Origin of the sequence: Kaistella sp. PBT33-4 (genome assembly GCF_029194425.1) — a bacterium.
Classification (GTDB): domain Bacteria; phylum Bacteroidota; class Bacteroidia; order Flavobacteriales; family Weeksellaceae; genus Marnyiella.
In genome coordinates, this window is record NZ_JARFYL010000001.1 from 256,015 (window position 1) to 280,935 (window position 24,921).

At 42.6% G+C, this 24,921-nt stretch carries 24 protein-coding genes and 2 tRNA genes; 19 read left to right on the forward strand and 7 right to left on the reverse strand.

Annotated elements, in window-relative coordinates:
- Positions 1-4 precede the first annotated feature (4 nt).
- From P0M11_RS01135 to P0M11_RS01160, 6 genes are all read right to left on the reverse strand, one after another.
- Positions 5-1,003 (reverse strand): hypothetical protein, encoded by a 999-nt coding sequence (locus tag P0M11_RS01135; RefSeq protein ID WP_275624081.1) that lies wholly within the window; start codon positions 1,001-1,003, stop codon positions 5-7.
- A gap of 3 nt (positions 1,004-1,006) precedes the next feature.
- Entirely contained in the window at positions 1,007-2,035 is a 1,029-nt protein-coding gene (locus P0M11_RS01140) for a hypothetical protein (RefSeq protein WP_275624082.1), read from the reverse strand.
- Positions 2,032-2,817: a DUF805 domain-containing protein gene (locus tag P0M11_RS01145; protein WP_275624083.1), complete on the reverse strand. Its 786-nt coding sequence runs from the start codon at positions 2,815-2,817 to the stop codon at positions 2,032-2,034. Before P0M11_RS01145 ends, P0M11_RS01140 begins: the two co-directional genes overlap by 4 nt.
- Positions 2,818-3,806: 989 nt before the next feature.
- The gene (gene obgE, locus P0M11_RS01150) at positions 3,807-4,790 is read right to left on the reverse strand and encodes a GTPase ObgE (protein WP_275624084.1); all 984 of its coding nucleotides are present in this window, start codon (positions 4,788-4,790) and stop codon (positions 3,807-3,809) included.
- 93 nt (positions 4,791-4,883) lie between these two features.
- Positions 4,884-5,462: an adenylate kinase gene (locus P0M11_RS01155; protein ID WP_275624085.1), complete on the reverse strand. Its 579-nt coding sequence runs from the start codon at positions 5,460-5,462 to the stop codon at positions 4,884-4,886.
- 42 nt (positions 5,463-5,504) lie between these two features.
- A complete protein-coding gene (locus P0M11_RS01160; RefSeq protein WP_275624086.1) occupies positions 5,505-6,059 on the reverse strand; it encodes a phosphoribosyltransferase family protein in 555 nt (184 codons plus the stop codon).
- Positions 6,060-6,218: 159 nt separating this feature from the next.
- Between P0M11_RS01160 and P0M11_RS01165 the strand changes: the two genes are divergently transcribed.
- Positions 6,219-7,505, forward strand: a complete 1,287-nt coding sequence (locus tag P0M11_RS01165) for an adenylosuccinate synthase (protein ID WP_275624087.1) — start codon at positions 6,219-6,221, stop codon at positions 7,503-7,505.
- Between the two features lie 127 nt (positions 7,506-7,632).
- Here the strand turns inward: P0M11_RS01165 and P0M11_RS01170 are convergent, their stop codons facing one another.
- On the reverse strand, positions 7,633-8,025 hold the full coding sequence (locus tag P0M11_RS01170; RefSeq protein ID WP_275624088.1) for a hypothetical protein: 393 nt from the start codon (positions 8,023-8,025) through the stop codon (positions 7,633-7,635).
- Between the two features lie 315 nt (positions 8,026-8,340).
- Between P0M11_RS01170 and P0M11_RS01175 the strand changes: the two genes are divergently transcribed.
- The 18 genes from P0M11_RS01175 (at position 8,341) to P0M11_RS01260 (ending at position 23,751) form a co-directional block, all read left to right on the forward strand.
- Complete coding sequence (locus P0M11_RS01175) at positions 8,341-9,162, forward strand: energy transducer TonB (RefSeq protein ID WP_275624089.1); 822 nt, start codon at positions 8,341-8,343, stop codon at positions 9,160-9,162.
- Between the two features lie 159 nt (positions 9,163-9,321).
- Positions 9,322-10,095: a ParA family protein gene (locus tag P0M11_RS01180; protein ID WP_158064831.1), complete on the forward strand. Its 774-nt coding sequence runs from the start codon at positions 9,322-9,324 to the stop codon at positions 10,093-10,095.
- A gap of 35 nt (positions 10,096-10,130) precedes the next feature.
- Positions 10,131-11,024, forward strand: coding sequence for a ParB/RepB/Spo0J family partition protein (locus P0M11_RS01185; RefSeq protein WP_158064830.1), 894 nt, complete (start codon positions 10,131-10,133; stop codon positions 11,022-11,024).
- Complete coding sequence (locus tag P0M11_RS01190) at positions 11,021-11,653, forward strand: DUF5683 domain-containing protein (RefSeq protein ID WP_158064829.1); 633 nt, start codon at positions 11,021-11,023, stop codon at positions 11,651-11,653. Before P0M11_RS01185 ends, P0M11_RS01190 begins: the two co-directional genes overlap by 4 nt.
- Positions 11,654-11,664: 11 nt before the next feature.
- Positions 11,665-12,366, forward strand: coding sequence for a 4-hydroxy-tetrahydrodipicolinate reductase (gene dapB, locus P0M11_RS01195; protein WP_275624090.1), 702 nt, complete (start codon positions 11,665-11,667; stop codon positions 12,364-12,366).
- 67 nt (positions 12,367-12,433) lie between these two features.
- A complete protein-coding gene (lepB, locus tag P0M11_RS01200; RefSeq protein ID WP_275624091.1) occupies positions 12,434-14,104 on the forward strand; it encodes a signal peptidase I in 1,671 nt (556 codons plus the stop codon).
- Between the two features lie 56 nt (positions 14,105-14,160).
- Complete coding sequence (locus tag P0M11_RS01205; RefSeq protein ID WP_275624092.1) at positions 14,161-14,778, forward strand: WbqC family protein; 618 nt, start codon at positions 14,161-14,163, stop codon at positions 14,776-14,778.
- Positions 14,779-14,782: 4 nt separating this feature from the next.
- A complete protein-coding gene (locus P0M11_RS01210) occupies positions 14,783-16,489 on the forward strand; it encodes a S8 family serine peptidase (RefSeq protein ID WP_275624093.1) in 1,707 nt (568 codons plus the stop codon).
- Positions 16,490-16,608: 119 nt separating this feature from the next.
- Positions 16,609-17,085, forward strand: a complete 477-nt coding sequence (locus tag P0M11_RS01215) for a lipocalin family protein (protein WP_275624094.1) — start codon at positions 16,609-16,611, stop codon at positions 17,083-17,085.
- 18 nt (positions 17,086-17,103) lie between these two features.
- Complete coding sequence (locus tag P0M11_RS01220; protein ID WP_158064823.1) at positions 17,104-17,787, forward strand: OmpA family protein; 684 nt, start codon at positions 17,104-17,106, stop codon at positions 17,785-17,787.
- 115 nt (positions 17,788-17,902) lie between these two features.
- A complete protein-coding gene (locus P0M11_RS01225) occupies positions 17,903-18,793 on the forward strand; it encodes a decaprenyl-phosphate phosphoribosyltransferase (RefSeq protein WP_158064822.1) in 891 nt (296 codons plus the stop codon).
- 5 nt (positions 18,794-18,798) lie between these two features.
- Entirely contained in the window at positions 18,799-20,163 is a 1,365-nt protein-coding gene (locus P0M11_RS01230; RefSeq protein ID WP_275624095.1) for an FAD-binding oxidoreductase, read from the forward strand.
- On the forward strand, positions 20,160-20,885 hold the full coding sequence (locus tag P0M11_RS01235) for an SDR family NAD(P)-dependent oxidoreductase (RefSeq protein WP_275624096.1): 726 nt from the start codon (positions 20,160-20,162) through the stop codon (positions 20,883-20,885). Before P0M11_RS01230 ends, P0M11_RS01235 begins: the two co-directional genes overlap by 4 nt.
- Positions 20,886-20,895: 10 nt before the next feature.
- Positions 20,896-21,483, forward strand: coding sequence for an HAD family hydrolase (locus tag P0M11_RS01240; protein ID WP_275624097.1), 588 nt, complete (start codon positions 20,896-20,898; stop codon positions 21,481-21,483).
- Between the two features lie 27 nt (positions 21,484-21,510).
- Positions 21,511-22,653: a cysteine desulfurase family protein gene (locus tag P0M11_RS01245; RefSeq protein WP_275624098.1), complete on the forward strand. Its 1,143-nt coding sequence runs from the start codon at positions 21,511-21,513 to the stop codon at positions 22,651-22,653.
- 100 nt (positions 22,654-22,753) lie between these two features.
- Entirely contained in the window at positions 22,754-23,071 is a 318-nt protein-coding gene (trxA, locus tag P0M11_RS01250; RefSeq protein WP_275624099.1) for a thioredoxin, read from the forward strand.
- A gap of 436 nt (positions 23,072-23,507) precedes the next feature.
- Positions 23,508-23,581, forward strand: a tRNA-Asp gene (locus P0M11_RS01255).
- Positions 23,582-23,677: 96 nt separating this feature from the next.
- Positions 23,678-23,751, forward strand: a tRNA-Asp gene (locus P0M11_RS01260).
- The last annotated feature ends 1,170 nt before the right edge of the window (positions 23,752-24,921 follow it).

Here is a 24,921-nt window from a genome sequence, read left to right on the forward strand (position 1 = left end):
CCTGCTATTTTTTGCCTAAAGACCACTTAAACTGCTCCCAAAATCCACCTTCGTAATCTAAACTTTGGCCGGCGATATTTTTGTATAACCACTTGGACAGCAACTCGGCGGAGTCTAGGCTTAGGGCAACGATTTTATCTTCACCTCCTGTATTTTCCAATTGCCCTACAGTATAGAATGTTTTTGCTAAGCTATTGGTTTCCAAAAACTGGTAAGTCATCGGAAGCCTTTCTTTTACGAAATAATCCAGTTCCTCCTCAGAAGGAGCTTGGTTGCCAGATTTATCCCATTTGGAGACAACAAGAATTAAATTTATATTGCGCAAATTTTTACCCTCATGTTCAAGTAAATAAAGAAACTCATTTAAAATACTGTCCTCATTGTGGGCGGAATTATATCCCGTCACAAGAATAAAGGTCATAGGGATATTAGCTTTAAGATATTGCGCTATGCTGCCATGATAATTACCACCTCTGCGAATTTCATTATGATTTTCGCCTGATGCTTCCAGAAATGTAAGATTGACCGGTCCTACTTTCTTGGATTTATTATTAGGCTCAAAGACCAAATCCATACGCGTGACCTGATCACGAACTGTTCTTCCCGGCAAAATACCGCGTCGGATATTCTCAAAAAAATCGGATAACAGTACCATTGCTTCCCTGCTATTAGGTGTGCCTTTTTGAGGCCTAATAACCCCGAATTTTGTTCTTAAAGCGTAAAGCATGGAGGACAGTATTACGGATTTTCCTGACTGTGCAGTACCGAAAAAGAAGATATAGTTACTGTCCTTGTTTTTGATATCTGAGATGTTCACAGTACCCTGTAAAGGTACAAAGTCAGACTCCGCTGCGCTTCTAGAAGAATTTACAGGTAAATCTGAGATCGGCTTCAGTTCGTCCACTGTACCATTCACTGTATCGTTTCCACCAAACCTAATTTCCTCGTGATCTATGTATTCCGTCCCATTGATAGGCAAAGGTTTTAATTCATCGTTCATCATCTGTTAGTTTACAAGGGTTGTACTTTTTCTTTTAGGACCAAAAATGCCCTCATTTCCACGGCCTCTACCGGCACCTCCAGGCTCAGTTACAAGTAGAACAATGATCATAATACCAAAGTCTAACAGTATACATCCCAGCAATACTACAAATTGATACATTCCAAAATTTTCAATGGCATGCCTGAATGCAAATCCAATTTTACCCACATCCTGAGCAGTTGATTTTGTGGGCACAAAATCATATTTAGTTGCACCTAATACAGTCTCAGCACGATTGCCTAATTTATTATAATCAAGCAACATTTCATCAATCAATCCTGGTGCTGCAGAGTTAATAACATCAGGTGACTCCGCAATCAACTGTTGGGTTTTTTTATTCCACTTGAGTGCAGCTGCATCTATATCAGTTTTAAGTGCTCGCTCGTCTGGGTTCAGTACTTCAAGCATATCAAGAATTTGCTGTCCCATTCTTTCCGCAAGATCCCTATATCCGGAAGGCGTTTGGCTAACAGGCGTTAATGGCGTTATAGATTTGCCCAGTTTTTTTTGTATTCTATCCAGGATAGTTCGGGCTTCCGGTCCAATTCCGGAATTAGATGGATCCTGAATCTGAATCATTAGCTGGTTCACATCACTGATTATATCCTGCCGCGTCTTGGCATCAACGCTGTATGTGAGCCGAGCATCCACATCTGCCTCAAGTTTGTTTAGCTGATCATTTGCGCTTTTAAGTTCGGTTGTATATATCTCGGTCTTCATAAAGCGGGTGTACAACGCATTGAAGTTCGCTATGAAACAAAATGAAGCGATGAATATGTACATACCTATAAGCCCAGACGTTGGTTTTCCGTTCATCTTATAATCTCTTAACATCCAAATCAGGAAAAGCAGTAGAAGGGACAGTACAAGGGCAATAACAAAAGAGGCACCACCAAAAATTTGGCTGAGTCCGAGCCAAGTCTGCCAAAAACTGACTCCAATTAACATTAGGGCAAGCACTGCCAGAAAAAGGTCTGTAGGTTTAATTTTCATATTGAAGTTTTTAATGAATAATCTGTTTCTTTTTTTATACGGTTAAGCAAACTGCAGGCGTTGTCATTAAGATTTTCACATGCAGGTCGTAGTAAGCTGATTGCCGTTTCATTGTTTTTCTCAACGCCTTTACCCTGGTAGTAGCACAAACCAAGGTTGTATTGTGCATTTGTATTGCCTTCCTGCGCCAAGCGCTCCCAAAGTTCAACAGCATTTTCATACGATTGCTCAACACCATCCCCATTATAATAGCAATTGGCTAAAATTTCTGCAGCTTGCGGGTGACCTTTTGTTGCGGACTGCTTAAAATAGGTTACTGCCTTCGCGAAAGACTGTTCAGCAATGTCATCACTACCATTATAAAATTTAAGTCCCATCTTAAATTCCTCTTGTCCTTGGTTAATGTCTACCGCCACCTGTACTGGTTTTTCCGACACATCTTCCTTATCCAACGAAATCCTGTCCTCATGAACAGTTTGCTCCACGTTTTTTGGATCAGGACCATACTCATTGGTGTGTCGCTGACCCTCTTCAAAGATCATCCAAAGCATATAGAAGGGTACGAGTTGCCACCAGCCGCTCTTCCCTATATCATGACACCGTTTTGCGCCCTGCGCCCATAAAAACCATAGTAACGGAATATATAAAAGAATAATTGCTTCCAGTCCTTCGCTCTCCATAGACGCTGTAATTATCACGTATGCAATTACATACCCAATGAAACTAAGAACATATTCACTTCTTCTTATTCTTCCGTTAAAGGAAAATACATTAGTAGACATATTGTTTGATTTTAAGCTAATTGAATAATTTAATTCAGTAACATTCTCATGCGCAAATTCTGTTGCTACACAAATACCATTAAAATTTTTATGTAATTTATATATTATAATGCTTCTTCAGCAGTGCTCGGACGGGTGCTGAAATTGCCATCGTTCTGCAGGATAGTTCGTATTCTAAAATATTATTGTGAAGTTCTTGAGGAACATCTTTTTCGAAATGCAACCTTTCTGTTTATCATATTTGCATCGCGCCATATCATGGCACTAAGTAGTAGTAAGCAGTTTGATTTTACTCCCACATGTGCTACTCAGGTTGAGATTATTACTTTCGGAAGTTATATAATCAATAAAAAAAGGTTGATTAAAAATTTGGAAATACTCTATATCAAATGATGAAGTTTATTCTTAACGCGCGTTGGTGAGATAACTTTGGAATCTGAATTTGATATTTTAAATTAGTTCGTTTCATCTTGTGTGTTTTGAAGGGGGTTTTTTGTTTAACTACGTATTAATCAAAATTTATTAAATGTATAATAAATTTCTGCGTTATCTACATGGCTAAACACGACGCAATATACTAATAATATCAATTTAGTCAGTGCAATTTTCTTATAATTTAACAATTTATTTTAGTCCATTGATACTATTCCTTATTGTTTCTATACTACGGTTCAAATGCAGCTTGTATATAATAACTTATATTTTTCTATTGAAATGGTACTGCCGTAGCGTGGACAACATTCCTTAAAAGCTGAGTTTAAGTTGGATTGTACTCCTAATAGGGAAATTCCTTTGTAGATTATCCATGTAGTGTAGAAATATGTAAAAACCTCAAGCCTCCATACGACTACATCGTGTGGCAAAAAGTTTTATATTGCGGTTAAATAGGTCTGAAGAGTTAAAAACTGCTTACGTTGAATAGGTTTATAAAACGTACAGCACCCATTATCAAAAAAAACAGACCCAAAAATCAGGTCTGTTGTTTGTTGTTATCCATGCAGCTTCTTCCAGATCACATCCTTCAGTTCCGTCAGGCCTTCCTGCGTGACGCTGGAAAAATAAATGGGCTTGCGGTTTTCGGGAAATTCCTTTGAGATGTCTTCTTTTAATTCGTCATCAAGCAAATCGGCTTTGGAGATGGAAATAATGTAGTTCTTATCCAGCAGTTCCGGATTGTATTTTTTCAGTTCGTTTTCCAGAATTTCAAATTCCTTATAATGACTTTCAGAATCTGCCGGAATTAAAAAGAGCAGGATGGAATTCCTTTCTATGTGTCGCAGGAAACGGTGACCTAATCCCTTGCCTTCAGCGGCACCTTCAATGATCCCGGGTATATCGGCCATTACAAAAGATTTGTAATTCCTGTAATCCACGATACCTAAGTTTGGAGTCAGGGTAGTGAAGGCATAGTCGGCAATCTTTGGTTTGGCGGCCGAAACTGCGGCCAGCAGCGTGGATTTCCCTGCATTGGGGAAGCCTACCAGGCCTACATCAGCAAGGATTTTTAGTTCGAAGGTAATATAACCTTCCTCACCGGGCATTCCGGGTTGGGCATAACGCGGAGTCTGGTTGGTGGAAGATTTGAAATGCTCATTACCCAAGCCACCCTTACCGCCATGCATCAGGATGATTTCCTGGCCATCCTCCATGATTTCGGCAATTACTTCGCCGTCCTCATTTTTGGCTATGGTTCCCAATGGAACTTTAATATATACATCTTCGCCATAAGCGCCGGTAAGCTGGTTTTTTGCACCGTTATGTCCGCGTTCCGCCTTTATGTGGCGTGTAAACCGCAGCGGCAGTAGCGTCCACTCATGTGCGTCACCTTTCATGATCACGTGTCCCCCGCGACCGCCGTCGCCACCGTCGGGACCGCCTTTGGGAATATATTTTTCACGGCGAAGGTGCGCCGATCCTGCACCTCCGTGTCCGGATTTACAGTGAATTTTTACGTAATCTACAAAGTTTGACATATTATACTTTTTAGGGTTTAGGTTAAGGTTTAGTTTACGGATCTGGATTTGTAAGGAAATGCATTCTGTGTCCTAAATCTCCGCACCTGCATCCTATTTTATTTTTTCTACTTCAGCGTACAGCATTTCCGAGATCTCTTCTATTTCGCCTACACCGTTTATTTCTACATATTTATTCTGCTTCTTGTACAGTTCGGCTACCTCAGCAGTTTTACTGTAGTATTCCTGAATCCTGGTGCGGATAATTTCCTCATTTGAGTCATCGGAACGGCCGCTGGTTTCGCCTCTTTTCAGTAAGCGGTCTACAAGGATCTCATCTTCAACCACCAAAGAAAGACAAACAGAAATTTCTGAATTCAGCACTTTTTTTACAATTTCCTCCAGTGCTTCGGTCTGGTTTACCGTTCTTGGGTAACCATCAAAGATAAAGCCGTTGGTGTCGGTTGGTTTTTTAACTTCCTCCGTGAGCATATCTGTGGTTACCTGGTCAGGTACGAGTTCTCCTTTATCTATATAAGATTTTGCCAGTTTGCCCAGTTCGGTTTCATTCTTTATGTTATAACGGAACAGGTCGCCCGTAGAAATCTGCTTCAGGTTAAATTTCTCTATCAGGTTCTGTGCCTGTGTGCCTTTTCCGCTGCCCGGAGGACCAAATAATACGATATTGATCATGAATAATTGTTTGTTATGGAAGAGTTCCGCCCTGGCGGATGATTAGTGGTTGATCTGGCCTTCTTCAAGTTGGTAAAGGTCTTTCAGGTTCCTGCCGAGTTCATCATAATCCAGACCGTAGCCAAGGACAAACTTGTTCGGAATTTCTTTGCCTATATAATCCAGTTTGAAATCCTTCTTGTACACTTCCGGCTTAAGCAGGAAGGATGCAAGTTTCACAGATTTTGGTCTTTGTGTCTCGTTAAAATACTGGAATAGACTTTCAACCGTGTTGCCGGTATCTACAATGTCTTCCACCAGAATAATATGCCTGTCTTTTATCTCCTTGGTAAGTTCCATTTTCTGGTAAACAATTCCTGTGGACTGCGTCCCGACATAAGAACTCATCTGTATAAACGCGATTTCGCAGGGTCCCGGATAGTGTTTCAGCAAATCGGAAAAAAACATAATTACACCGTTCAGTACGCCAATGAAAACCGGAACTTTATCCCTGTAATCTTCATAGATCTTTAAAGCGGTCGCTTTTACAATTTCCTGTATTTCAGCATCCTTTAAATAAGGAACGAAGGTCTTGTCGTGAATTTCAATGGATTCCATACGCTGTTTTGAAGACCGCAAATTTAAGCATTTTTATCGGAAAAGTTTTTACTGTCATTCAGCCACCAAAATATGACCCAATAGCCAAGATTTTTCCGGCAAACTTTGTCTGAAACTTATATTAAAAGTAACTTTGCGCGAATCTAAAAACAGTAAAATATGTCAACTTACGTGGTTGTTGGTCTTCAGTACGGAGATGAAGGCAAAGGAAAAATAACGGATGTGCTTTCCGCAAAATCAGATTATGTCGTACGTTTTCAGGGTGGCGACAATGCGGGGCATACGGTATATGCCGGCGAAGAGAAATTTGTACTTCACCTTTTGCCCTCCGGAGTTTTACAGTGCCGTGGGAAATGCATCATAGCCAATGGAGTGGTGGTAAACCCCAAAGCCTTTATGAAAGAGGTTGGCCAGCTGGAAGCCAAAGGAATGAGAACAGATCATGTTTTCATCAGCCGCCGGGCACATGTCATAATGCCTTATCATATATTACTGGATACTTACCGTGAGGAAGATGAGGATGGAACACAGATTGGCACCACCAAGAAAGGTATCGGTCCATGCTATGAGGACAAGATTGCCAGGGCGGGAATCCGCATGGTAGACCTACTGAACCCTGAAGTCCTGCGTGAGAAGATTGAGAAAAACCTGAAAAGCAAAAACAGCCTTTTTGAAAAGTATTTCAACAAGCCTACTCTTGATGTGGATGAAATCTATAATGAGTTCCTGGAGATAGGTGAAAAACTGAAAGACCGGATCGTAGATACGGAAGTGGAACTGAATCAGGCGATCAGAGACGGAAAAAATATACTTTTTGAAGGCGCTCAGGCATTGATGCTCGATATTGATTTTGGGACCTACCCATATGTGACATCTTCATCACCATCAACCGGTGGAGTTTGTACGGGTGCCGGTGTGCCGCCAACAAGTCTGCAAAATCTTATCGGTGTGGCCAAAGCATACACAACCCGTGTGGGTCATGGGCCGTTTCCAACCGAGTTGGACAACGAGCTGGGTGAAGAGATCCGCAAAGTAGGTCATGAATTCGGTGCTACTACGGGAAGGCCAAGAAGGACGGGTTGGCTGGACCTTGTATCGCTCAAACATGCGACAATGATTAACGGTATCAATAACCTGGTTATCACTAAACTGGATGTATTGTCCGGAATCCCGACTCTTAAAGTGGCTACGCAGTACAAAACAGAGGACGGAAAGATTATTGATTACTTTACTTCATCCACCACTAAGCTGTACAACTACGAACCGATCTATAAGGAACTGGAGGGTTGGACCGAAGATATTACGCATGCCAGGTCCTACGATGAACTGCCTGCAAATGCAAAAAAATATATAGAGTTTATTGAGGAGTACCTTGGTATCAATGTTTATCTTGTTTCGGTAGGGCCGGAAAGAAGTCAGAATATTATACGGAAGGAACTTTTTTAATGCAAGAATATTCTTAGAGTTAAGACACCGCGCAGCCGGTGTCTTTTTTTTGTAAAGAATCCGGATTTTATCGTGCTGCTTTAGTTCGTGCAAGTAGCCCCGGTGATGCATACACTTTAGGTGAAATCTACGGTTTTTGGGTTTGATTACTCAGCAGGAAATGGAAGTCTTCATCATAAAGAAGAAGCAGCTGTTCAAATATTCTAAGGTCTTCAATGGTCTGCGGTGTGATGACTCTCCTAAGCGTCCGGTCGCCGTCCATATAGATAATTTCTCTCCTTTCCGTTCCTGCGACTGCCGCCCATGATTGGAACTCCGGGAGGCGTGAGAGGTCTTGTATTATTTGGTCCAAAGCAGTCCTGTCATAAGTAGTGGTATCCGTATATGCAGGTGAATCCTCATAGCCCCTGAAAACTTTTAAGGATGCCGTGCAGTCTTTGTAAAAATTGATGGTATAACTATAGGCTTTGGTCTGCGGCAGGCTGCCTGTGGTATATATAAGGACTAAAATGGTTTCCATTTCCTGTGTTTTTGCGGTTAGCAGATGTACAAATTTATGTGTGTATGATAGCAGTGACAAAAGGTGAATCACCCTTTTTCAGTGGATGAAATCAGCTATTTTACAGCTGTTTGTTACTTGATTTTCGTTTAATCTACAGGAGTTCCGGTGTCTACCCATTTTTTTTATCAAAATTAATATTGCGGTATATCTATTGCATGAAAAAATTCGTTGTAAGACTGTAAATGGTGCTGCCATATAATTAAAAGTAATTTAAGGATATTAGGGTTGCATTGTTTAAGTGTAAATTATTTCCGACACGTAAAATACCGCATTATGAAAAAGTTATTCGATTCCCAGAGTTTGCAGACTTTAGATGAAATCGTATTCCAGCACAGAAATAAGAACTATGGTGCTTACGCACTCAGGAAAGAAGAAGGTGCTTTTTTGGGAAAGGCTATGTTTTTTGGTATCAGCATTTTTGTGATTCTTGGTATAGCGCCACTTTTGCTCTCCAATTTAGACAGGTCGCCGGGTGCAGTTCCCGACCCGGGTACTCCGCCGCATTGGGTCCCTGTAGAGGATTGGGTTCTGCCGGATCGGACGGTTGAGCCACCTGCAGTGAAACCTGTTTCCACTTCAGTGCAGACGTATGACACTTCCGTGCCGGTTCCGACTCAAAATGCTGTAGAGAGACCGGTCTCCACCATAAATCCGGAAACGGCTGTACCGGGATTACAGGATACCCCCGGCGAGGCTCCTGTCAGCACATATAACCCGCCGGCAACGGTTCAGGGACCGGAAGCCACCACTCCTCAGGCGCCGGCTGTAATACCGGATCCCAACGCTATACCTGCCAGGGTGGATGTGATGGCTGATTTCCAGGGCGGTATCCAGGCTTTCCGTAAGAAAGTTCTTCAGAATTTTGATGGTTCTGCGTACGAGGGTTCCGGAGAAAAAATCTCGGCTGTGGTTACTTTTGTGGTAGAACGCGATGGAAGTATTTCCGCGGTTAAAGCAACAGGTAAAGATGCAGATTTTAACCGTGAGGCCGAAAAAGCGGTTGCTGCAGCCCGTGGCAAGTGGAACCCTGCAGTGCTGGACGGCCATAAAGTTCGCTCTTACTTCCGTATACCAATTTCAATGCAGTTCGAATAACCCTGCCCTTGACGAGTGTTTTTATCCACAATTGATTTATCGGTTGTGGATAAATTTTTATATACTAAGAGGTTAAAGGTCAGTATTTTAATTTTATCCGGCATTATGCGCTTACCCTGACATTAAAAAATATGTATTTTTGTCTTTTAAAGATAAAAAATGGGTAAGATCATCGGTATAGCGAATCAGAAAGGGGGAGTAGGCAAAACCACGACCGCCGTGAACCTGGCTGCAGCTTTGGGGGTATTGGAAAAGAAAGTGCTTCTGATTGATGCAGACCCGCAGGCCAATGCTACCTCCGGTTTGGGTGTAGAGGAAGTGAAGTATTCCACCTACAACCTGCTGGATCACAGTTCGGACGCCAAAAAATGCATACAGCGCACTTCGTCACCCAATCTGGATATCATTCCGTCTCATATCGACCTTGTGGCAGCCGAAATTGAACTGGTGGACCGCGATCAGAGAGAGTATATGCTGAAGGATGCGCTGACCCAGATTCAGGCAGATTATGATTTTATTGTTATTGACTGTGCGCCTTCACTCGGATTAATTACTGTGAATGCTTTAACAGCCGCGGATTCAGTAATTATCCCTATTCAGTGTGAGTATTTCGCGCTGGAAGGGTTGGGTAAACTGCTTAACACAATTAAAAATGTGCAGAAAATCCACAATAAAGATTTAGACATTGAAGGCTTACTGCTCACGATGTATGATTCCCGCCTGCGGCTTTCGAATCAGGTAGTTGAAGAGGTGAACAGCCATTTCCCCGAGATGGTATTTGATACAATTATAAGCCGTAATGTGCGTTTAAGTGAGGCGCCCAGCTTTGGAGAGAGTATCCTTAATTACGATGCTGAAAGTAAAGGCGCCATTCAGTACCTTCAGCTGGCTGAAGAGGTATTGCTGAAAAACGAAAATCTGGTGAATAATTAACCTTGGCAGAAGGTTATATAAGCGATAACACATAAATGAAAGATAAAAAGAGAGCCATGGGCCGCGGCTTAGGTGCTATCCTGAGTGCAGAATCCAAAGCGACAGTAAACTCGGCGACCGACGAGGGTGCAGATAAGTTTGTAGGCAATATTGTGGAGGTTCAGATTGAGGACATTTATCCAAATGCCTCTCAACCCAGAACCTATTTCGATCAGCGGGCTCTTAATGACCTCGCACAGTCCATCCGGAATTTGGGGGTTATACAGCCTATTACCGTCCGCAAAGAAGGTGATAAGTTTGAAATCATTTCCGGTGAAAGGCGTTACCGTGCTTCGAAAATTGCAGGTCTGGAGACGATTCCGGCCTACATACGCCTCGTAAATGACCAGGAACTGCTGGAGATGGCCCTGGTGGAGAATATCCAGCGTGAAGATCTGGACGCCATTGAAGTTGCGCTCACTTATCAGCGCCTTCTGGACGAGATTGGTCTTACTCAGGAAAGTTTGAGTCAGCGGGTGGGGAAGGAAAGGAGCACGATCACCAACTCCATAAGACTTCTGCGTTTAACTCCTGAGGTGCAGAATGCCATACGCAGCGGAGAGATTTCTGCCGGTCACGGCCGTGCAATCATCAGTCTGGAAGATCCGGAAGCTCAAAATTACCTCTTCAGGAAAATAATCCGTGAAGGACTCAATGTGAGACAGGCAGAACTCGCTTCTACCGAGATTAAGAATCCGGAAAAAAAGGCTGAACCCAAAGCCAAAACCGCATTGCCCAACAGCCTGAAAAGGGTGCAGAAATCACTGGCCGATGCGCTGGATGTGAATGTTGAAATCAAAGCTTCTGGCAAGGGTGACAAAGGAAAGATTGTACTGGACTTTAAAAACCAGGATGACCTCGATAATATTCTCTCGCATTTTAGGTTATGAGGAGCTTCGTGACCGTCTTATTCCTGCTGACGTCTGTGTTCTGCCTGGCTCAGGTAAACCGTAATGATACCATACGGACGGAAAATCATCCGCGCGACACCCTTTCAGCAAAAACGCCAAAAAGTGAACTGGAAGTAGTAAGCAATATCGAGGATCTGAATGCGCCCTATTCAAAACCTGTTTTCAGTCCCACCAAAGCGGGTCTCTATTCGGCGGTATTGCCTGGTTTAGGTCAGTATTATAATAAGAAATACTGGAAAATACCGGTAGTCTGGGGCGCCCTTGGAGCCGGAATTGGCGTAACGATCTACAACGACAAACGGTACCGCAGATACAGGAATGCATTCGTATCGGAAATTAATGGCGTGCCCCACGAATTTTCCAACTATAATATTTCTAATCTGAAAGAGGCCCTGGGCCGACAGCAGGATCTATGGAAAAGGAACCGGGACTACGCCATAGCCGCGACTGGCCTTATTTATATTCTTAATATTGTGGATGCCGTAGTAGACGCTCATCTCTACGAGGGTCGTAATGATCCTGATTTGGCTGTCCGACCCACACTGATACATGATGAATTTACGGATAGACCGTCCACTGTGGGAGTAGCCCTCAATTATAAATTTTAAATGAATCCCTGATGAAAATAGCATTGGTAGGATATGGGAAAATGGGTAAGATCATTGATGAGCTTGCCTCGGCGAAAGGTCACGAGATTGTGGCTCGCCTCACGGAAACCCCCACTGCCCAGAATCTGAATAACCCGGATGTAGTAATTGAATTTTCCCAGCCCGAAGTGGCATTCATCAACATAAAAAACTGTCTGGAACTTCAGATCCCGGTAGTTTGCGGAACAACCGGTTGGCTGGCCCGAAAGACTGAAGCAGAGCAGATTGCGCTCGATAATGACACTGCATTCCTTTACGGATCCAACTTCAGTTTGGGGGTAAATCTCTTTTTTGCGCTCAATGAAAAGCTGGCTGATCTTATGCGGCCATTTCAGCAATATAATGTACAGCTGGAAGAAACACACCATACCCATAAAAAAGATGCGCCCAGCGGCACTGCTATTTCCCTTGCTGAGGGCATTATTTCCCATAATCCACGTTTTAACGCCTGGAAACTGGAAGAGACCCGGGATGCAGAACTTGGAATTTTTGCCATCCGCGAAGATGAGGTACCCGGTACACACAGGGTTTACTACCGTTCGGATGTAGATGAGATTGAAGTTAGCCATACCGCCTTCAGCCGGAACGGTTTCGCGCAGGGCGCGGTTATCGCCGCCGAATGGATTATCGGGAAAAAGGGTAACTTCAGCATGCAGGATGTATTATTTAACTGATCATTCTTCCACAATAAAGAGTAACATTTACTTAATCATTTAAACTAATAGCGTTAAGCAACTGAATATGGATTATTTTCTGACCTATACCTTATATGTAATTATACTCACCGTATTGATGGGAGTATCCACCTGGAAACTTTTCCAAAAATTGGGTTACAGCCCTCTGCTGGCATTTGTACCCTTTTATAACTATTATATTGTTCAGAAGGAATCGGACCAGCCCAGGTGGTGGGTAGTGCTTGCCTATCTCCCAATTGTTGGACCCATTATGATGACGGTGTTTCATCTCAATCTGATGAAGGAATTCGGGAAGACACTCTTTCAGCAAAAACTGATGACCGTGTTTCTGCCTTTCATCTATATGGCAGTGGTTAATTATTCAAAAGATGCAGAACGATGGACAGAAGAGGATTTATATCTGACAGATGATGAAAAAAATGCCGGCAAAAAGGATTCCTTCCTGGGCTCCGTTACCTTTGCTGTAGTGTTTGCCACAATAATTCATGTATTCTTTACGCAGCCTTTCGGAATTCCTACTGGTTCTATGGAGCGCACACTGCTGGTAGGAGATTTCCTCTTTGTTAATAAACTGAATTACGGTTACCGTATGCCTATGCGGCCGCTGGCGATACCCTTTCTGCAGGGAACCATCATTGACACGGGCGAGAAAGGTAACCCAAAGGATGATCCGAAATCCTATGCGGAAGCTGTAAAGCTTCCCTACCTGCGGCTGCCTGGATGGGAGAAGCCACAGAGAAATGACATTGTGGTCTTTAACTACCCGGATGATTCCGTTCATGTAGCTATAGACAGAAAGGATCCCTATGTAAAGAGGCTGGTAGCTCAACCGGGAGATGTTATGGAATTCAGAGCCGGAAAACTTTTCATCAACGGTAAGCCGGAAGTGAGGATGGGCGATGCTCAGGTGCAGCATGCTTATGAAGTCCTTACCAGTTCACAGTTGGACATAGGTTCTCTATACAATGTTTACGGATTTTTGCCGGTACAGGAACAGCGCACGGATTCCGGGTTCTATTACCGGTTTCAGGGGTTGACTGACCAAACAGCTAAGGAAATTAAATCGCTTCCGCAGGTTGTAAATATGGTGGAAGCTGTAGAACCACAGGGCAAGAAAGATATTTCTTACTATCCGGATATACAAAAGAGTATTGAGCAGCAACAGTTGGTTTTCAGCGACAAAATCAATACCTCATCCACCATCTTCCCGAATAATAAAAACTGGAATGTGGACTGGTACGGTCCACTGCGGATCCCAAAGAAAGGTGATGTACTGAAACTGACCCCCGAAAACCTGCCCGAATACCGGAAACTGATTGTACAGCATGAAGGTAACACGCTGGCTGAAAAGAACGGCAAAATAACAATCAACGGCCACGAAACCGATACATACACCGTCAAATATGACTACTACATGATGGTGGGTGATAACCGTGATGCTTCGCTGGATGCACGTTTCTTTGGTTATGTTCCGGAAACTCATATTGTAGGAAAACCGATGTTTACCTGGTTGAGTATTGAAGGCCTTTTCTCTGATGAAGGGTCCACTTATCAGGCACCGGGTAAGAAAGTTCGGTGGGATAGGATGTTTAAAGCGGCCAATACCGGTGAACTTCACAAAACCTCCTACTGGTGGCTGGCGGTGCTTGTGCTGGTCCTATTTTTCGGGTGGGATTATTTTGCAAAACTCTTCCGGAAAAAAGATAACGATGCTTAAACTTAATCATACAAAACGCGGTTCCGATCGCGTTTTTTAATTTTAATAGAACTCAAATGAACGTTTTACTACCTCTGTTTTATCTTCCTCCTATTTCGTGGTACGCTGAATTTTTAAAGCCTGACCGCGGCATAACGCTGGAGCAGTTTGAGAACTTTCCCAAGCAAACTTACCGCAACCGCGCAATCATTTATGGTGCTAACGGGAAATTGGCATTAATGATACCTGTATGCCACAACGGTAACCGGCTTTACAGGGAAACTGTGATCTCCTATGCTGAGGACTGGCAGAAAATCCACTGGAAATCAATTAAAACAGCCTATCAAAGTTCACCTTACTTTGAATTTTATGAAGATAAACTGCAGACCATCTATTCGGAAAAGAAAAAATACCTTTTCGACTTTAACCTTATGGTCCTCGACGTTATCCAATCACTTCTGAAAACAGAGGTGAGTTTTGCCATGACACAGGAATTCATAAAAGAACCGGAACATAATAATTTGCGCGACCATTTCTCTGCAAAAAATGCGCAGCCAAAAGGTTTGCCGGAGTATTACCAGTCCTTTTCTGCCAAACACGGCTTCATTGAAGATTTATCCGTTTTGGATCTTCTGTGTAACATTGGTCCGGAATCCACTACCTATCTTAGAAATATTTCAACAATACAATATTAATTTTATGAAAAGACTTTTTATAGCAACATCCTTCCTTTTTGGATTCGGATTGTTCAGCGCACAGTCTACAACGGCCGTGGAGCCTGCAAAGGATAAAGATCTGATGACATGGTACCATAAAGATTTTTCTGCGACCAAAGTTTATGGAATAAACACCGATAATGCATATAAATTCCTGGAATCAAAAGGTTTGAAGCCGAAAACTGTTGTTGTAGGAGTATTGGACAGTGGTGTGGAGGTAGATCATCCCGGTCTAGTAAAAAATATGTGGAAAAATCCAAACGAGGTTCCTAACAATGGTAAGGACGATGATGGGAACGGGTATATAGACGATGTACATGGCTGGAACTTCATAGGAGGCAAGAATGGCGATATAGATGCAGACAATTTGGAGGTAACCCGTATGGTTAAAAAATACCAGCAAATTTTTGAAGGTCCCAATTCAGCTGAAAATAAAGCCAATCAGGCAAAGAGACCCGCGGAGTTTGAGCTGTATATGAAATCCAAGGAACTTTATACGAAAAAGGGAATGGAAGCAAAGCAGGCCTATCAAACCTACAGTATGATCAACACACTTATTCCTACCATGGTGTCTATGCTGAACGGTAAGGTGCTTACACCGGCAACGGTTGCTGCCATTAAGCCTGCAACACAGGAGCAGGCTATGTCTGCGCAGGTATTGGCCGGAATCGCTGCCGATCCTGATTTTGCAGGAAAGACACCTGCAGAGGTTGAGAAAATGCTGAAGGAGCAAATGAAGGAGGCTATAGACCACTTTGAAGCACAGGCAACCAAACATTATAACCTTGATTTCGATCCGCGTTCTGAAATAGTGGGCGACAATTATGAGGATTATTCGGAGAGATATTACGGAAATAATAACTATGAGGGACCGGATGCCGGACATGGTACCCATGTGGCCGGAATTATTGCAGGACTTCCGCATGGGAATGAGGTTCAGTATGGTGTAGCCTCCCGGGTAGCCCGAATTATGGCTGTGCGTACAGTTCCAAACGGTGATGAGCGTGACAAGGACGTGGCAAATGCCATTAGATACGCGGTGGATAACGGTGCAAAAATCCTGAACATGAGCTTTGGTAAGCCGGTTTCACCTGGTAAGGAAGTCGTTTGGGATGCGTTTAAATATGCGCAGGACAAAGGGGTTCTTTTGGTTAAAGCGGCCGGAAATGACAACCACAACGTTGCTGAACACACTTATTTTCCAAGCAACTTTAAAAGTACTGCCGATGAAAAACCTTTCATTAACAATATGATTGTTGTAGGTGCCAGCACGAAGGACGCCGGATCTTTAAGAGCTTCCTTTTCCAATTATAACCAGAAGATGGTAGATGTATTCGCTCCGGGGCAGGAGATCTACGCACCTGTACCCGATGGCAAATACAAATACGAACAGGGGACTTCCATGGCTTCTCCGGTTGTGGCGGGTGCCGCAGCTGTGCTGTGGGCTTATATGCCCAACCTGAAGCCCGAACAGATAATTGAATCGCTGGTTAAAACGTCAAATAAATCCACAGTCAGTGCGATGCTTGATTCTGATAAGAACAGCACTTTTGAAATGATTTCCAGATCAGGGGGAGTTATTGACCTGTATAAGGCGGCAGAATATGCTTTTACCAATTTCTACAAAGCTGACAGCAAAGCTTCTAAGCCCGCAGCCAAAAAGCCGGCAGCAAAGAAAAAAGCTAAATAAGCTGTTGTCATTCAATAAAAAGTTAGTCACAAAAAGTCCATTTTTATGGGCTTTTTCTGTTTTCAGACTTTTTTGCTGGCACGGTTTTCGCCTGTTTGCCATTATCAAATATTAAAACAATGAAAAAAATACTTTTAACGGGAATTGCAGCAGCTTCGCTGGCTGTTTCCTGCTCCACTGCAAAAACTGCCCAGGCCAACAGAGCGGAATTTCTTAAGATGAAAGGTACATGGCAAATTACAAGTGTAGATTACGATAAATCTTATATGATAAGACCTTTTGATGAAGGGGCCGATGCCCAGTGTTTCGTAGGAAGCCAGTGGGTACTGGTACCGAATAATTATACAGGATCATACACATTGAACGGTGGCGGAGCCTGCCCGGTAAAAACGCAGCCAATTAAGTTTGAGGTGGTAAGCGGTACTACTTTTCAGTTCAAGAAAATCTTTGACGGTACAAAACCGAAAGAGAATGAAACCGGATATGCACTTACTTTGTTAAACCAGACCGCCGACCAGTTTTCAGTGCAGCAATCTGTTCCTTTTGAAGGTCAGAACGTTAATGTAATTTATAATTTCCAGAGAACTGCAAAATAATCAATAAATAATAAAATCATGAAATTAAGGAATACTTATATAGCAGGAATTACAGCGGCTCTTATGCTTACGAGTTGCGAAACTATTCAGAATTCAAATCACCAGCAAAGAGGTACCGTTGTAGGCGCATCTACAGGTGCTGTTATCGGCGGTGTGTTGGGTAACAATGTGGGTAAAGGTGGCAACGCGCCGGCGGGAGCTGTCCTTGGGGGCATCATTGGTGGTGTAGCCGGTAATGTGATTGGTCGCAAAATGGACCAACAGGCTAAAGAGATAAAGCAAACGCTGCCTGGCGCCGAAGTTGAAAGGGTAAATGAAGGAATTAAGGTAACTCTGCCGGAGAGAATGGTGAATTTTGGTTTTGATTCGTCTGAACTTTCAGCGACCTCCAGAGCAAACCTCGATAAACTTGCGGATATTCTTAAAAATAATGAAGACACCAACATTAATATTTATGGTCACACTGACAGTAAAGGAACGGATAGTTACAACCAGGCTTTGTCTGAAAGAAGAGCAGCTGCGGTAAAGTCCTATCTGGTAGGCAAAGGAGTGGCTTCCAGCCGCATGTACACCATGGGTATGGGTGAAAGTGATCCCAAGTCCTCTAATGACACCGAAGCGGGCCGGGCAGATAACCGTCGTGTAGAATTTGCAATTACTGCGAATGAAAATATGATTAAGGAAGCTCAGCAGGAACAGTAAGAACTTCTTGAGCCTAATATTTATAGTAAACTGCCTCCTGGCAGTTTTTTTTGTTGCCTGTAAAATGCATTGTCTTAAAATAACGTATTTTTACGCTTGATTCCTCAAATTATTTATGACAAAATATATAAAACTGCTACGTGTGGAGCAGTGGGTCAAGAACCTTTTTGTTTTTCTTCCGCTGTTTTTTTCCGGCAACATCACTAATGCTGATCTGGTTTTAAAGAGTTTAGCAGCTTTTGTAGTGTTCTCTCTGGCCGCCAGCTTTATATATATTCTGAACGACTATTCCGATGTAGAGTCCGACCGCAGGCATCCCGAAAAATGCAACAGACCGATTGCCAGCGGTGCCATATCAAAGAGTACCGCGATTGCTTTTATGTTTATGGTGCTCGCAGCCGCACTCCTGTTATTGGCTGTTTCGCAGTTCTGTCTCGGAATCAGTGTCGGAAAATTTTCCTCCGTCATCCTGTTCTATGTATTGCTTAATGTGGCCTATACCTTTCATCTGAAACATGTAGCCATCATTGATGTGTCCATAATTGCAACAGGTTTCGTGCTCCGTGTACTGGCAGGTGGTTATATTTCAGGAATCCCTATATCCCAGTGGGCCATCCTTCTTACATTCGTGTTAGCACTCGTGCTTGCATTTGGCAAACGGCGGGGTGAACTTATCAATGCCCAGATTTCCGGGCGTACGCGGAAAGCCCTGGATGGTTATAATGTTCAGTTTGCCGATATTGCGCTGTCAATATCCGTTACTCTCGCTATAATTTCCTACCTTATGTTCACCGTGCAGCCGGAGGTGCAGGATCGGTTTGGCAGCCGGATATTCTATACATTTATTTTTGTAGTGTTTGCATTTATGAGATACCTTCAGCAAACTCTTGTGCATAACAAGACAGAATCTCCGACAAAAATCATATACAAAGACCGTTATATACAGGTAACTCTTGCCATGTGGTTTGCTACCTTTCTGCTCTTGATATATGATAAGCAGTTTTAATTAGGATGAAGAAGAATTTTGTACAGAAGATAGCCAATTGGGGCAATTATCCTGTGGTAACAAAGAATATCCGCACCGCAGACACGCTCTCCGCAATCAGGTCCTTTGTTAAGCAACATAACGAAGTAATTGCGAGGGGCAACGGAAGATGTTATGGTGATGCTGCGCTGGCAGAAAATATTTTCTCCACTGCAAGACTGAATAAATTTATAAATTTTGACCGGATTAACGGGATAATCGAATGTGAGTCCGGGGTTTTGCTGGCGGATGTGCTGGACCTTATAATTAAACAGGGATATTTCCTCTATGTTACTCCCGGAACCAAATTCATAACCGTTGGAGGTGCCATTGCTTCCGATGTGCATGGCAAAAATCATCATTCTGAGGGTTGTTTTTCAGATTATTTGATTTCATTTAAACTAATGATTGAAGACGGTTCTGTACATAACTGCTCGGAAACCGAAAATGCACATCTGTTTTGGTCCACCATTGGAGGGATGGGCCTTACAGGTATCATACTTTCGGCCGTTTTCAAACTCCGTAATATAGAAACTGCTTATATCCGGCAGGAAAGCATAAAAGCTGAAAATCTGGACCAGATCTTTTCCCTGTTCGAGGAGAGTGACTCGTGGACGTACAATGTGGCCTGGATAGACTGCCTGCAAACGGGCAACAGTATAGGGCGGTCCATTCTGATGCGTGGCGAACATGCCACCAGAAATGAAATTGATGCAAAGAAGCGCGAAACCCCTTACGTAATAAAGAAGCGGCTGCTGCCTTCAGTGCCGGCATATCTGCCTTCCGTCCTGCTGAACAGATTCACAGTGAAACTGTTTAATAAACTGTATTATGCTCAGCAAAGGCAGAAAAGAACAGAGAATATTGTAGATTATGAAAGGTTTTTCTTTCCATTGGATGCAGTGGGAAACTGGAACCGGATCTATGGGAAGAAGGGCTTTATCCAGTATCAGATGGTGATTCCGAAAGAGCACGGCCGTCAGGGTATGCAGGAAATACTTTCTGCCATTGCGGAAAGTGGTAATGGATCGTTTTTGGCGGTACTTAAACTGTTTGGTAAGAATAATCCACTGGCCTACAATTCTTTTCCGATGGAAGGGTATACGCTGGCACTGGATTTTAAGGTGAACCTGGAACTTCCCACATTGGTAGCACAGCTGGATACTATAGTTGAGAACTATGGCGGAAGAATTTATCTGACCAAGGATTCGATGAGTAAAAACTCATTAACCAACTATTTAAGGAATGTGGAAAATCCCAAATTTGTGTCGCTTCAGCATAAAAGAATCCTGAACAGCACCATTACGTCGCAAACTACACACGGCACAAACAGCAAAAGAAATAGGCAATGATTGTATTAGGCAGTAATTCGGAAGTGGCCCAGGCTTTTGTGGAAGAGGTCCTGCAGCGGGACGGAAATTTGGAAAAACTGTATCTGTTTACCTCCGAACCTGAACTCGCACACAAATTTGCACAGCATCTTCAGGTTAAATATCTGCAGGAGTCAGAGATTGTAATGCTGGACCTTACCTCCGAACTCAATTTTTCACGTTTTGAGCGGGTTGAGTCATCGCTCCTGTTCTGTGCGGTTGGATATCTGGGTATGGACAGTGAGGAAGGTCTTTATGACACAAAAAATACAACCAGAGTTCTGGATATTAACTTTAGCCGTCTCATTCCGCTGTTGACGCATTTTGCTGAGAAAATGGAACGCCGCCGCGGAGGAACCATGATTGTGCTTTCGTCGGTGGCGGGAGACCGGGGCAGGCAAAGCAATTTTATTTATGGAAGTGCCAAAGCCGGACTGACCGCATACTTAAGTGGTCTGCGTAATTATATGCACCACCGGCGCGTACACATAATGACAGTGAAACCGGGATTTATGAGGACTAAAATGACCGAGGGGCTGCCGCTCAATCCTGTACTTACAGTTACACCATCCAGGGCAGCCGCAAATATTTATACAGCTTACAGAAATAAACGTAATGTCATTTATGTTTTGCCTGTTTGGCGTCTTATAATGTTTGTTATAAAGAATATTCCGGAGTTTATTTTTGTTAAACTTAAACTCTGATATTTATCTGATGAGAAAACTTTATTGCTTTGATTTTGACGGTACCCTTACCTATAGGGACACCATGTTCATGTTTCTTAGGCACTATAATGCCCGTAGGTTTTACATCAGATTTGTACTTCACATTCCTCTTTTTATATTATTGAAATTAAGGCTTATGGATGCTGAGACGGTTAAGAAAAGTTTCATATCCTCAGTACTTAAAGGTGAAAGACGTAGCCGGATTGAAGAAGAATCGGATAGGTTTTTTAACGAGAATTTCCCCGCTGTAATGCGGCAGAATGCGCTTGATTTTCTGAACAGCCGTGATCCGGCTCAAACTGAAAGTTGGCTGGTTACCGCCTCGCTGGATATTTGGGTCCGCCCGTTTGCACAGAAGTTCAATATGAAACTTCTGGCTACGGAAGCAGAATTTAGGGATGATGTGTTTACAGGTAGGTTTATTACGCCTAATTGTAACGGTAATGAAAAACTTAACCGCATTCGCGCAGAAATCAAGGGGCGGAAATTTGACAAGATAATAGCCTTTGGCGATACGGCGGGTGACAAGCCCATGCTGAACTGGGCCGACGAAAGCTATTTCCGTTTTTTTCATTAATTTTGAAAGCTATAACACGTACTCCTCATGAAGAAAGTCTATTTGGATAACGCTGCAACTACACCTATTGCAGATCAGGTAATTACTGAAATGGTTGCAGCCATGAAAAACTTTGGAAATCCATCATCCACCCACAGCTTTGGTCAGGAAGCTAAAATCCTTATTGAAAATGTGCGGAGGAAGATTGCGGATTATCTACGTGTAAGTCCGGCAGAGATTATTTTCACCTCTTGCGGTACCGAAAGCAATAACATGATTATTAAATCTTGTGTGCGTAATTTGGGCGTTACCAGGATAATTACATCACCCATCGAACATAAATGTGTTGCCGAAACGGTTGCGGAAATGAAAAACCGTAAGAATGTTGAGGTGGTTTACCTTCGTCCGGATAAGAAAGGCGATATAGATTTGGTGCAGCTGGAGGAAGTGCTGAAGCAATCAGACGCTAAGACACTGGTTTCCCTTATGCATGCCAATAATGAAATTGGTAACATGATAGACCTTAAGAAGGTCGCAACAATCTGTAAAGAGTTTAATGCATTGTTTCACTCGGATACCGTACAGAGTATGGCACATATGGATCTTGATTTCTCAGACATTCCGGTGGATTTTGCGTCCTGCAGTGCTCATAAATTCCACGGTCCAAAGGGCAGCGGTTTCGCATTTATAAGAAAGTCTTCCGGTCTGAAAGCTTTGATCACCGGAGGTCCTCAGGAAAGAAGCTTGAGAGCCGGTACTGAAAATGTTGCCGGAATTGTAGGGCTTGGCGCCGCAATGGAACTTGCGATGAAGCATATGAAAGAATATTCTGAGCATATCATACAAATTAAGGATTATGCCGTTAAGAGGATATCAGAAAGTGTCCCCGGTGTTAAGTTTAATGGAAGGAGTAGTGAACATAGCAGTCTCTATACGGTATTAAGTGTCTTGCTTCCTTTTAAAGATCCCATGATTGGTATGAAGCTCGATATGCAGGGTATCGCGGTTTCACAGGGGAGCGCCTGTTCTTCAGGTGCCTCTAAGCCTTCAATGGTGATGCTGATGCTCCTTAATGATGAAGAACTGAACACCACCACACCACTGCGTGTATCCTTTAGTCATCTTACAACGACAGATGAAATTGACGTTTTGGCTGATGCATTGCAGAAAATTGCGGAAGTTATAATATAGAAAGTGTAAATAGTTAGAATAGGTGCCACATGAAGAGGGTTGACCTATAAAAGTGTACATTTGCAATAGTTCATACAGTATTAATAAAAAAATATAAAAAATGGCAATAGAGATTACAGACAGCTCGTTTCAGGAAACAGTGCTTAAATCAGATAAACCGGTACTTGTAGATTTTTGGGCAGTATGGTGCGGACCATGCCGTATGCTTGGACCCATTATCGAAGAAGTTGCCGCCGATTTTGAAGGAAAGGCTATAGTGGGTAAGGTAGATGTAGATAATAATCAGCAGGTTTCTGTAGATTATGGTATCAGAAATATACCGACTGTGCTCATCTTCAAAAATGGAGAGGTGGTAGATAAGATTGTAGGTGTAGCTTCAAAAGAGGTTATTTCTGAAAAACTTTCAGCACATTTATAAAAATAATCAGATTGATAATGAATGCTTTCCCTTCGGGGGAAGTATTTTTATTAATAAAAAATTGGTGCCGTATAGAAATTTGTGTACTTTTGCACTCACCAAAAAGGAAGAAGTTCTTTAACATTAATTGGTAAGATAGTTCAGCTGGTTAGAATGCTCTCGTCAAGAGTGACGAGACGGGTTCGAGTCCAGATGGATACAAAAGTTTATCAGAACTTTTTAAAATCTGATCCGGTAGTTCAGCTGGTTAGAATGCCGCCCTGTCATCTCGTCAAGAGTGACGAGACGGGTTCGAGTTCAGATGGATACAAAAGTTTATCAGAACTTTTTAAAATCTGATCCGGTAGTTCAGCTGGTTAGAATGCTCTCGTCAAGAGTGACGAGACGGGTTCGAGTCCAGATGGATACAAAAGTTTATCAGAACTTTTTAAAATCTGATCCGGTAGTTCAGCTGGTTAGAATGCCGCCCTGTCACGGCGGAGGTCGCGGGTTCGAGTCCCGTCCGGATCGCAGCTTATTATTCACGTCATCAGATGTTGAAGTACGCATTATCAGAAGTGAGATGCAGGAGTTAAAATTGAAGTTTATCAGAACTTTTTAAAATCTGATCCGGTAGTTCAGCTGGTTAGAATGCCGCCCTGTCACGGCGGAGGTCGCGGGTTCGAGTCCCGTCCGGATCGCATAAAGCCCCATTTAGGGGCTTTTTTGTTTTATATAGGCCACAAGTAATTATCCAACAGTACTATTTTAATTCTTAACTTAGAATTTATTTATGTACTATGTTTATATTCTATATTCGGCTGAAATAGATGTTTACTACAAAGGGTTTTCAACCGATGTAGCACAACGTCTCAATCATCATCTTAATGGCCTGCATAAATTCACCTCTTCTGTACGTGACTGGAGAGTGGTTTATATAGCGCCATACCAAACAAAAAAAGAAGCTTTAGTAGAGGAGAAACGTATAAAAAGACTGAATAGAGCATCAATTGAGAAGTTAATAAAGGGTTAGAATGCTACCCTGTCATCTCGTCATGAATGACGAGACGGGTTCGAGTCCCGTCCGGATCGCATAAAGCCCCATTTTGGGGCTTTTTTGTTTTATATAGGCCACAAGTAATTATCCAACAGTACTATTTAATTCTTAACTTAGAATTCATTTATGTACTATGTTTATATTCTATATTCGGCTGAAATAGATGTTTATTACAAAGGGTTTTCAACCGATGTAGCACAGCGTCTCAATCATCATCTTAATGGCCTGCATAAATTCACCTCTTCTGTACGTGACTGGAGAGTGGTTTATATAGCGCCATACCAAACAAAAAAAGAAGCTTTAGTAGAGGAGAAACGTATAAGAAGACTGAATAGAGCATCAATTGGGAAGTTAATTAAGGGTTAGAATGCTGCCCTGTCATCTCGTCATTCATGACGAGACGGGTTCGAGTCCCGTCCGGATCGCATGCAGCCCCATTTTGGGGCTTTTTTGTTTTATATAGTCCACAAGTAATTTTCCAACAGTACTGTTTAATTCTTAACTTAGAATTCATTTACGTACTATGTTTATATTCTATATTCTGCTGAAATAGAATAGAGCATCAATTGAGAAGTTAATAAAGGGTTAGAATGCTGCCCTGTCATCTCGTCATTCATGACGAGACGGGTTCGAGTCCCGTCCGGATTGCATAAAGCCCCATTTTGGGGCTTTTTTGTTTTATATAGTCCACAAGTAATTTTCCAACAGTACTATTTAATTCTTAACTTAGAATTTATTTATGTGCTATGTTTATATTCTATATTCGGCTGAAATAGATGTTTACTACAAAGGGTTTTCAACCGATGTAGCACAG